Source organism: Rhizobium sp. 01T437 (genome assembly GCF_056398505.1).
In genome coordinates, this window is the sequence record NZ_JBFTPM010000042.1 from 19,967 (window position 1) to 29,326 (window position 9,360).

Below are 9,360 nucleotides of genomic sequence, written 5' to 3' on the forward strand. Positions count from 1 at the left end.
CGGTCATTGACGAGGGATACAACCGATTTTGGGATGGAGATGTGTCCCGGCGATCAAACAAGCTCCTTTGCGCGCGACGACGTTGAACTCTATCGCGACGGTCTTATGCGACTAGCCCTCGCCTCCCAAGAACGCCGTTAGCAAGAGAATGGGTAGGCTCATGAAGCGTTGTTGATTACATTCTTTCTCCGTGGGCCGATATCACGGAACGCAAACCACGACTGCTTGTGCCCGTTGAACAGCTGCAGGTACTCGTGCAACTATTCCGTTTTGCCGTAAAAAACGATCTTATCTGGAGAAGCTCGAAGCAGTCATGGCACATAGCTTAAACCAAATGGCCTCCGGCAAACCCGTGCGTTCGCAACGCTAAACTTACGGGACGGTCGACGCCGTCGAGGTGGTGCCGAATTGCTAATATGGAATTGTCTCACCCAGGTAGTTGCAGAAGGTGAAGGAAGAATCTGCGGGTGAACCGATCAACGCACTCAACCCTCCCGCGGAGACCTCGACCTCAATATCGGCCTCTTCTCCACCCATATCTGTCTTCACCCAACCTGGATGAGCAACGGTAACTTTCACGCTCGGGTTTTGAACGGACAGGCTGCGCGCGGCCGAGGTCAATGCTGCTTTGCTCGCCCGGTAGAGCCAGTGATCGCCAACCAAGTTTAGCTCGACCGATCCCATGACCGACCCCAAAAACATGAGATGCTTGAGTGAATATTGATGCGCACTAGCCAGCTCCTGCCCCAAGGCAACAGGCGAGACACTATTAGTTAGAAACAAATCAACAATCGCCTGCTTATTGAGCGTCTCGTCGACATCTTTAGGCATCACACCGGCGGATACAACGACAATTTCCACGCCAGCTAAGTGGGCGCTCGATACGAGTGATTGGCGCGACTGAGGATCATTGAGCTCGAGCGGAAGCCACAAGGCATCGCTGCTACGTTGGGAACCATCGCGGCTAGTTGCTATGACGTTGTAACCCTGCGTCGAGAGTGCGTGAACCAGCGCTAAGCCAATACCTCTGGACGCCCCGACAACCAAAACTGTCGAAGATGATAGACTATTCATGAATTATTTTCCGGGCTATGCTGGCTCTGATGACATCGTCAGAGCCAGCCGGTTCAGTTTTCTAACGATAGGCTGCAGCGCCTTTTTCTGTGACCCAACCAGCGGCAATATCTTTTGCCAGTGCTTGGCGGTCGCGCTTGCGCGCATCACCGTAGCCGCCCCCACCTGGGGCGACGACGATAACTTGGTCCCCTTCATAAACTACCGCATTGGAAAATTTCGATGCTGAGACCTTACCGCTGTCTTCGTGAAAATCCYTCCAGGCCTCCGAGCCCCTGCGGCGAATATGCAGACTACCGCAACCTCCGGACTGGCCCTTGAAGAGACCCCACGGCGCAAGCTCCTGTCGATCGGACATGAAGGACAGTTTGAGTTCATCAGCAAGGCACGTCATCTTCTTGCGTAAGGCAAGTCCGCCGCGAAATTCGCCGGGACCACCCGTGTCCGGAACAAACTCATGCGCATCAATGCGCCAGGGAAAGCGGGTTTCAAATACCTCAACGGGATTGAGGCGCGAGTTACCGTTAATGGCGTTGCAAGCACTATTCCCATCCGCATGGCTACGCCCTCCCCAGCCGGGTGTCGATAAATCATAGCAGACGACGTACTCATCCGTCCGGGCGTTTTGCCCCCCAAACAGGAAGTTTGAATGCGTGCCGCCATCCGTTGCAAACGCCCGTTCCGGAACAGCTACTGCCAAAGCACCAATAACAGTGTAGCAGATCCGGATATGCGTCTCGGTGTTACCTCCGACTTCAGGTGCCGGGTAGTTGGCATTGACCACGAGGCCAGGAGGAGCGACGACCCGTATAGGTCTGAAGCAGCCCGAATTTTTCGGGATGCTTGGATCCGTTAGGTGTAAGATCGCGTTATAGGACGCCGATAGCGCAACAGACAGCACGCCGTTGATTGGCCCTTTCGCCTGCTTGTCAGATCGACGAAAGTCCACCACGATTTCATCATCCTGGACGAAGACATCGACCGCGATTTTGTAACGACGCTTCTCGATCCCGTCGTCTTCCATATAGTCTTCGAAGCTGTAGACGCCATTGGGAAACTCACGTAGTTCAGCGCGCATCCGGGCCTCCGAATAGTCTAGAAGACTGTCGGTCAGTTCGGTAAATCGTTCGAGGCCAAACTCTTCGACCAGGCCCCTCAGACGCTGTTCACCAAGTTCGACGGCGCTGATCATCGCCCGGAAATCGCCGAAATTCTGGCGCGGAGTCCGGTAGTTCGCGAGCATCAGGCGCCACACATCCTCTACGTCCTTGCCCTTGCGGCGAATTTTGATCGGCGGTACCCGTAAACCCTCGTGGAAAATCTCTGTAGCTTCGCCGGCAAACGCACCGGGAACCATGCCTCCCACTTCCGCAACGTGACCGATCGCGACGGAGTAACCGACAAAGACCTTGTCGACAAAAACCGGCTGGATGAAGGTGTGCTCGGGGGTATGCATGCCGCCGCGGTAGGGGTCGTTATGCACGATCACGTCGCCTTCCTCGAGGGTCTCGACCGGAATTTCCTGCGTTATCGTTTGAATAACGAGAGGTAGTCCACCGATCATGGACGGCTGAAAGTCGCCGGTTCCAATCAGGTTACCCTTCGCATCAGCAAGACCGCAGGTGAAGTCGAGGCCTTCGTTGAAAATCGTCGAATACGACGTCATCATCAGCGTAATGCCCATTTCCTTCGCGATCTGGACGAGACGCCCGTCCAGAATACTCATTTGAACCATATGCTTGGCAGCGTTTTTTCCCATATTACTTCCCCCCTGTTTCCGCCAAGCGCCTTTGGGACGCGACTTCCGATTCCCGCTTCATGTCCCAATCGACGCACCAGTCGGAGCAATACTGCTTGTTCGCGCCGTCGGTGGTAATACGGATAGGGGAGCGATAGAGCAGGACACCGCAGTTATCGCATTTTGTATATTCTTCGAGATAATAACCGTTGTCGGAGAATTTCATCGCGCTTGCCTTTCTGAAACATGGAGATTGCCGTAGTCGTCTACGTGCATTTCTTGATCTGGATGGAGCACAACAACGGAGACGGCTTCTTCAATGACAGCCGGTCCCTGAATAGCGTCGCCGGCGAAAAGTTCTTCCCGTCGGTAGACTGGCGTATCGTGACGTCCCTCGTCATAACCAACCGAACGCATCGATACCGGCTTTGGGGCACTGGTGCTTTGAGCGAGCTTCGGCACCTGCGGTTTCCCGAGCGTCTCATATGCGGTTACATTGAAGTTGACGATCTCTATGAACTCACCGGGAATATTAAATCCAAAGCGGTCTTCGTGGGCTTTGTCAAAACTTGTCCAAAGCTCCTTTGCTGTCGCCTCGTCGAACGATGTAAAGCGCAGCGGAAGAGAGAGCTCATAGTTCTGGCCGTGATACCGCATTTCCACACGACGTTCGATGTCGATGCTGCCTGTAAAGCCTTGAGCGTGCATTTGCGCGAGGCAATCGTCCTCAAGCTCCTTGAGCAGTTGGGTTGCACGGGCGAAATCCATGCGGTTTGATGTCATTTGGACCGTACGTTGCCGATCCACGCGCGCGTCCGTTGCAGTGAACCCGAATGCAGAGAACTGGCCGGGATGGACCGGAATAATCGCCCTGGACATCGACAGATCTTTCAACAAGTCACAGGCATGGACCGGACCTGCCCCACCGAAGAACATCAGCGAGAACTTATCGGGAGATTCACCCTTCTCGATCAAGACGCTTCGAACGGCGCCAACCATATTGTTGTTAACGATCTTGATCACCGCCAAAGCCGCCTCATCGACGGTCATGCGTAGTTTCTCCGCAAGCCGGGCAATACCTGCGCGTGCACCTTCGATGTCAAGATTGACCGTGCCGCCGAGGAAATTGTCCGGGTTGATACGGCCAAGCACAAGGTTGGCATCGGTGACAGTCGGCTCAGTGCCACCACGGCCGTAGCATATGGGGCCAGGACGCGAGCGCGCACTCTCAGGCCCTACACGCAGGAGACCACCTTTGTCGATCCAAGCGATCGAGCCGCCACCTGCGCCGATCGTGCGGACATCAAGCATCGGCACCTGGATTGGAATGCCCCATTCGACTTCGAAATCTGTCGTGATGGAAGCAGATCCGTTCACAATCAGTGAGCAATCGGTAGATGTACCGCCCATATCAATAGTAACGAAGTTCTTCTCACCAATGAGGCTGCCGATGAACTGGGCGGCAACGACACCTCCCGTCGGCCCGGACAAAGTCATCTGCACTGGCGCGTCACAGGCCCCTCTTATAGTCGTCTGCCCCCCATTTGACTTGGTGACAACAACGCGCGCGGCGCCAACGGCATCCGCAATACGGCTTTCAAGCTCGCCTAGCTGGTCCGTCACGATTGGCTTCACGTACGCATCTGCGATCGTTGTCGACGCACGCTCGTACTCCTTCCATTTGGGAAGGACGTCATACGAAATCGAGATCGGGAGATGAGGGAAACGCGACGCGAGATAGTCGCGCGCGGCGATTTCATGCTCCGGATTTATGTAGGAAAAAAGAAAGCAAAGGGAGATCGCTTTAATTTCCGGTTTCGCCGCAATCGCATCGGCGACTTTAGCGACGCTGGCCATGTCGAGAGGGGTCACGACATTACCGTCACAATCAATGCGCTCAAGCACTTCGAATGCATTCGACCGCTCAATCAGTGGCTGAGGTTTGACCCAGCGCGAATTGAAGTGGAAGCGGCGATTACCTCGTTGGATGAAGGGCACATCGCGAAACCCCTGGGTTGTTACGAAGGCAACTTTCGCTCCATTTCGCTCAAGAATTGCGTTGGTTGCGATGGTGGTTCCAAGCCGAATCCCGGAGATCTCTTTACCCGCTGGAAACTGCTTCAGGCCGTTGAGAATCCCGTCAGACGGGTCACCAGGCGTAGAAAAGTCTTTCCATACCGTTACTTCACGACTTTGCTCGTTATAGGCTACGAAGTCAGTGAAGGTACCACCGACGTCAATTCCAAGGATATATGTCATTGCTCTTCCTACTTTCTAGGTCTTGCCGATGCTCTTTCGAGCCTGCGCGCTGGTGCGTTCGGATCAGTCCTCATTCGGTGCGTTGATCCCAGCCATGAGATGAAGAAGTTCGCCCTCGCTGGTGTCACTTGCCTTGACGGTGGCCCCGATCCTCCCGCGCCGAAGCACAAGAATCCGGTCGGCCGTGGTCAACACGTCGCTCAGACGATGGCTGATCAAGAGAACGGCAACGCCCTGCTTTGGCAGGCGCCGTATAAGGTCGAGGACCGGTTGGCCCGCCGAAACTGAAAGTGCGGCGGTCGGCTCGTCCATGATCACAAGCTTGGGATCATAAGCGACGGACCGAGCTATCGCGACCATCTGGCGTTGCCCGCCTGAGAGCGCGGTGACAGGCTCCCTCAGGTTCGGCAACTTGACATCGAGCATTTTGAGCAGGCCCTCGGCCTTTCGATGCATTTCGTCGTGCGCCAGGCGCCGAAAGCCCAAAGCCGATCGCTGGACGATTTCCCTGCCAAGGAAAATATTGGCGCAGATATCAAGATTGTCGCAAAGGGCGAGATCCTGGTAAACCATCTCGACTCCATGATCGCGCGCCCAAGTCGTTGACGAGCTTTGTACCTGGGAACCCCCAATCCGGATTTCGCCAGAGGATGGCGCGACGTCACCCGCAATCATCTTCGTCAATGTTGACTTGCCCGCGCCGTTGTCGCCGACAAGCCCAATGATTTCGCCGGGCATGATGTCGAAACTGACCCCACGCGTGGCCTCGACCGCGTCGTAATTTTTGCGCAGGTCTTTTACCGAAACTGCGGGATTATTTGCTGTCTGGATCATCTCACTTCGCCTTCTGTTGTGCGGCATGGTCGGCGGTGACCGCGACGATGAGCAATGCGCCGGTGATGATCATCTGGTAGAAGGTATCAACGCCCGCCAGGCTAAGCCCATTTGTGATGCTTGCCATCAGAAGGGCCCCCAGAACTGCGCCAACGACGCGACCTTCACCGCCGAACAAGCTCGTGCCTCCGATGATCGCCGCGCTGATGGCGCTCATATTCACGAAGAGGCCGACGCCGGGAGGGCCGGCATCCAGTCTGGAAGTTTGGACGATGGCTGCTAGCGCAGACAGTGCGCCCATCAGGCCAAAGAGCGCCAAAATCATTGTATTCACTTTGATACCGGCGCGCTTTGCCGACACCGGGTTCCCGCCGATGGCATATACGTATCGGCCGAAGCGTGTGTTCTTTGCAGAAAATTCCATACAGAAGACGATGATCAGCAGCAGTGCCAATGCATAGGGAATCCCTTGGTTCCACGCAAATACCCAGATGGACATGCAGGCCGCTAAAAGCGTCAAGCCGAGAACCGCGACGCTAACCGGGCGCAAAGTGCGCTTCTGCGGCCCGAAGAAACCTGTGTACGTCCGCAACCAGGTGAACAGATAAAGCGCGCTAAGTGCCAAGATGGCGGTCAGACTGACCCAGCTCGGAAATTCCCCATTACCGATCTCGTAAAAAGTGTCGCCAGCACCTGACAGTGTTTCCGCCCCTGAGACAACGTATGCCAAGCCCCTAAGCCAGGAGAAACCGGCCAACGTGATAATGAAAGAGGGAATGCCGAGTTTTACGCGCAAGGAGCCTTGAAGTAGGCCAATGGCGATACCCACAACGATAACCAGCAAGATGGTTGTGATCGCATCTAATCCATATTTCTGCATCAACTGCATGGACAAGACACCGCACAGAGCGAGCAATGATCCGACGGACAGATCAATCTCGCGCGCAACGAGAAGCCATGTCAGTCCTGCGGCCATCAAAGCGGTGATCGTAGCCTGGACGGCTAGATTAGAAAGGTTGCGCGGGCTTATGAAGACGCCGGTCCACACGTGAAAGCCAATCCAAATCGCCACGGTGGCAGCGACAAGGACGATAAGCCGCCGCTCAGCGCGCTCGGCTTCTCTGGATTGCTTTTGTACTTCGGGCGGAGCTGACGAGGGCGCGACGGCCACGCCAGCTGTAGAATTCGTTCCCATGTTATCCTATCTCCGGTCAAAACACAGGCAAACAGCCGCCATCGCCGCAAGCGGAGCTATGCGGTAGAACGAGTGATTGCAATTTCCTGTCGGAAAGGCGTAACGGCTTATGCCGCGTTCCCTTTAGTTTTCTTGTAACGTTAAAGTAAATGACAATGCTCGGGCTTGTCAATACACAACCGCGCAATTGCCATCAGGTATAGTTATTATGAATCAATGACTTAGGCAAGTCATGAGGTTTTTGCCGACAAGCCAATCCATCGCAGAAGCAAAAACACTTTAACGTTACAAGTGAAGATATCCGGCGACCGCTGATACAAAAAGCCACCCGTTTCGCAACGGGTGGCTTTTCGGGGAGGCAATTTTCGTTAGAGAAGGGCCTCGGCGCCTTTGGGCCATTTTTCCTTTGGAACGCCTTCCAAGACGGCCTTGGCATCGACATAAACCGGGCTGTACTGCTTCAAGTACTCAACCATATTTTCGCGGGTGATGTCGCGGTCTTCGACCGGCATATAAGGGATAGTGACCCCATTGCCGGCGTCGTAGGTTTGCGTAATACCCAGATCTTGCCCCTTGGCTAGTTTGACGGCAAGTTCGCCGGCGATCGTTCCCATCTGGTCGAAAAGAGTAAAGCTTGATAGCGCCATGTTACCCAACAGAATGTGTCGGCAACCCTCGACCGTGGCATCTTGGCCAGTCACAAAGACCTTCCCCGCTAATCCCGCCTTCTGCAGCGCACCAATAACACCTCCAGCCATGCCGTCATTGTTGCAAAGGAACCCTGCGACATCGTTATTCGTCGACGTCAGAGAATCTTCCGCCTGACGGCGCGCGGCATCTGGATCCCACCCATCGTGGAAAAGGTGGCTGACAATCTTCAATTCACCCTTGTCGATCAGGGGCTGCAGGATATCGTAGTATCCCTTGGTGATTTCCTCTGCCACCGTGTTGCCAGCCTGGCCGGACACAATAATCCAATTGCCCTTGAGCACACCGGCCGCCAACGCGGCGTTAGCAGCTTTTTGACCCACTCCACGGTTATTTCTCGCGACATAGACATCGACATCCTTTGATGGAATCGCGGTGTTGTAAGCGATCACAGGTACGCCAGCGCGCTTTGCCTTGCGCGCCATGTTGACGCCCGCTTCAGCCACAACAGCAACAATCGCAAGGGCGTCTACGCCCACGGTTAAAAGGTTCTCAACATCGGATAGCTGCTGTTCGACTTTAAAATCCGCCTGGTTGGTGATCGGTTTGAAGCCACCGGCCGACACCGCTTTTTCAAAGCTCGGGCGATCGAGATTCTTCCACCGCGGAACCGTATATGTCTCCATGGCAAAACCGATGTTCCCGCTTCCCTTGGCGAAAACTACGCCGGCGCCACCAAATGCAGTTACAGCAGCAATGCCCGCAGTAACGCCCATAAACCCACGCCTAGTGGTCTTCAGTTCGTTTTTCATGCTCGTTCCCCTTTCTTAAGTTATCTTTAACGTTAAAATTAAGATCGACCGACGCAATCTGTCAAGGGGCACGGGCTGCATCTGTCAAAGAAATTTATTATTCTTCCGTTTCAATTAGATAACATCATTCCTCAGATCAAACGCAGCTGGCAAGACGGTTGCATGGACCGAAGCAGACTATTTAACGTTACAATCTGTTCGCGCGTTAATTCGAGCACGGTTCCTAGGCGCTAGGTGCTGCATTGCAGCGCGGCCAGATTTTTGTGTAAAGATAAATGTAGAAATTCATTCAGGATGCAGCAGTGCCCCGTCGCAAAAAGCAAGAAGTAACGCTGAAGGATGTCGCGGCCGCGGCCGGTGTTTCCGTGATGAGCGTCTCAAACGTCGTAAACGAGCGCTGGGATCTTGTGAGCGATCGGACGCGTGCAGTGATAGAAAAGGAGATCAAACGCCTCCAATATCAGCCCCAAATGGCAGGCCGCTCCCTGAGAACCGGAAAAACCAACACACTTGGCCTGGTGGTTCTTCAAGGAGAAGACGGCGTGCGTCCTAACCGGCGAGCGCAAGCAATCATCGCCGGATTTTTAGAATCGACCGCAGGGCACGGATATACCGTAAGCCATATCTTCAGGCGGCACACCACAATTGAGACGGCTATCGCATCCCTATCCCAGCGGGTCGATGGCATCGCTATGCTGATCGACCAGAGTATCGAAGTGCGCAAGAAGGATGTGGCGATACTTTCATCCTTTGGCATTCCCATCGTTGAATTGGAAGGGTTAAGACTCGTCGAGTTGGAG

General features: G+C 54.5%; 7 protein-coding genes. 1 reads left to right on the forward strand and 6 read right to left on the reverse strand.

Annotation, left to right across the window (positions count from 1 at the left end):
• Positions 1-411: 411 nt before the first annotated feature.
• The 6 genes from AC1DM5_RS35490 to AC1DM5_RS35515 all read right to left on the reverse strand — a co-directional run bounded on the left by AC1DM5_RS35490 (position 412) and on the right by AC1DM5_RS35515 (position 8,560).
• Positions 412-1,074 carry an SDR family NAD(P)-dependent oxidoreductase gene (locus AC1DM5_RS35490; RefSeq protein ID WP_130663760.1) on the reverse strand — a complete coding sequence of 221 codons (663 nt, stop codon included), beginning with the start codon at positions 1,072-1,074 and terminating at the stop codon, positions 412-414.
• Between the two features lie 61 nt (positions 1,075-1,135).
• Entirely contained in the window at positions 1,136-2,833 is a 1,698-nt protein-coding gene (locus AC1DM5_RS35495; protein ID WP_477976848.1) for a hydantoinase B/oxoprolinase family protein, read from the reverse strand.
• 201 nt (positions 2,834-3,034) lie between these two features.
• On the reverse strand, positions 3,035-5,071 hold the full coding sequence (locus AC1DM5_RS35500) for a hydantoinase/oxoprolinase family protein (RefSeq protein ID WP_477822607.1): 2,037 nt from the start codon (positions 5,069-5,071) through the stop codon (positions 3,035-3,037).
• A gap of 63 nt (positions 5,072-5,134) precedes the next feature.
• Entirely contained in the window at positions 5,135-5,905 is a 771-nt protein-coding gene (locus AC1DM5_RS35505) for an ATP-binding cassette domain-containing protein (RefSeq protein WP_165504831.1), read from the reverse strand.
• Position 5,906: 1 nt separating this feature from the next.
• Positions 5,907-7,100, reverse strand: coding sequence for a sugar ABC transporter permease (locus tag AC1DM5_RS35510; protein ID WP_477822608.1), 1,194 nt, complete (start codon positions 7,098-7,100; stop codon positions 5,907-5,909).
• 368 nt (positions 7,101-7,468) lie between these two features.
• Positions 7,469-8,560, reverse strand: coding sequence for a sugar ABC transporter substrate-binding protein (locus tag AC1DM5_RS35515; RefSeq protein ID WP_477822609.1), 1,092 nt, complete (start codon positions 8,558-8,560; stop codon positions 7,469-7,471).
• Positions 8,561-8,862: 302 nt separating this feature from the next.
• On the opposite strand from AC1DM5_RS35515, the gene AC1DM5_RS35520 reads away from it, so the two are divergent.
• Positions 8,863-9,360: LacI family DNA-binding transcriptional regulator (locus AC1DM5_RS35520; protein ID WP_477976854.1), on the forward strand; the 498-nt coding region annotated here is incomplete at its 3' end.